The sequence below is a fragment of the Neisseria sp. P0021.S006 genome, from assembly GCF_051956895.1.
In genome coordinates this window covers 1-1,411 of record NZ_JBQCWZ010000366.1, presented here as the reverse complement: position 1 = coordinate 1,411, position 1,411 = coordinate 1, and the positions used below count along the sequence as shown (strand labels likewise).

The 1,411-nt window shown below is 48.8% G+C and carries 1 protein-coding gene; it reads right to left on the bottom strand.

The features are described from left to right. Positions 1-198 precede the first annotated feature (198 nt). The coding region (locus ACTHUM_RS14165; RefSeq protein ID WP_440403187.1) for a TonB-dependent siderophore receptor at positions 199-1,411 on the bottom strand (1,213 nt) is incomplete at its 5' end.

The window sequence follows — 1,411 nt, the reverse complement described above, 5'->3', positions numbered from 1 at the left end:
CTAGATACAAAGGGTAGGATCAAACTAGCCATAAATAACTATATCGAAACGGTGAGAAAAATCAACAGGAATTTTTTTCGGTTGAGAAAATTTTTTAGACTGTTTGCTTTATATCACGATTGAAAAAAAGGTTTGATTGGAAAAGGCCGTCTGAAAACGGAAAGAATCGGTTTCAGACGGCATTTGAATCAAGCGGGATTAGAACTTGTAATCGACTTTGAACATGACGTTGCGCGGTTGGCCATAGTAGTTGTTCGCGCCTTTGCTGTTGATTTTGTTGTTCTCGTAGTAGTAACGGTTGAACAGGTTGGTCGAAATCAGTGCAAGTTTCAGGTTTTTCGATGCCTGATAATCAATGTTGGCATTGAATACCGCATGACCGCCGCGCTTCACGCCGTAGAGGCTGGCGGTTTTGCTTTGTGCGGTTACGCCGCCGCCGATGGTCCATTTTTTGCCGTCAAACGGCAGGTTGTAGCTGGTGTGGAGGCGCAGCATGTGTTTTGGCGTGTGCAGGCTGAAATTAGTGCCTGCGGGGACGGTGCCTTTGCTTTCCGCTTCAAGATATTTGGACCGGTTGAACGTATAACCTGCAAACAGTTTCCAATCTTCGCTCAGGTTGCCGGATATTTCGGCTTCGATGCCGCGGCTGCGGACTTTGCCGACGGGTTCCCAATACCATTTTTGGTCTGCCGTATCCCAAACCTGCACCGCGCGGTTTTTCTGTTCGATGTCAAACAGGGCAAGCGAGGTATTCAGCTTGCGGTCGAACCATTCCCCCTTCCAGCCGATTTCGTAGTTCGCGCCGGTAACAGGGTCAAGATAGGATTTGTCTTTGCGCTGATTGCTGTTCGGTTTGAAGATGGATGTGTAGCTGGCATACAGGCTTTGGTTCGGCGTCAAATCGTAGGTAACGGCGAAATAAGGATTGAAACGGACGGTTTTGCGGTCGGTAACCGAATCGGGATCGTTGTCTATGCTGCCGCCTGTGTAGAAATAGTCGGTTATGTATTTCGATTTGATGTGGTTCCAACGCGTCCCTGCCATGATGTGCAGTTTTTCTTTCAACATATTGAAACGGAAGCCCAAAAGCAGCGCGTGGGTGGTGCGTTTGGAATGGGTTTCCCAATACATCTGATAAGGAGTGGCGTACCAGTCGGCGGGTTCGGAGATTTCGTTGCCGGTAAAGGTCATCGGGTCAAAGGAAACGCCCGGGTTGTATTGACGGCGGCTGCCGTTGTTTTTGGTGTGCGTATAAGTGTATTCGGTAAAGATTTCCTGCGGCACGCCCGCAATTTCAAATTTGCCGTTCAAATTGTTTTTGAAAGTCAGTTGTTTTTCGTCATTGTCGTAACGGCTCAACCAGCCCGAAGCCAATGTGCTGCCGGGCGTGTAGCCTGCGTAGGACGTGGAC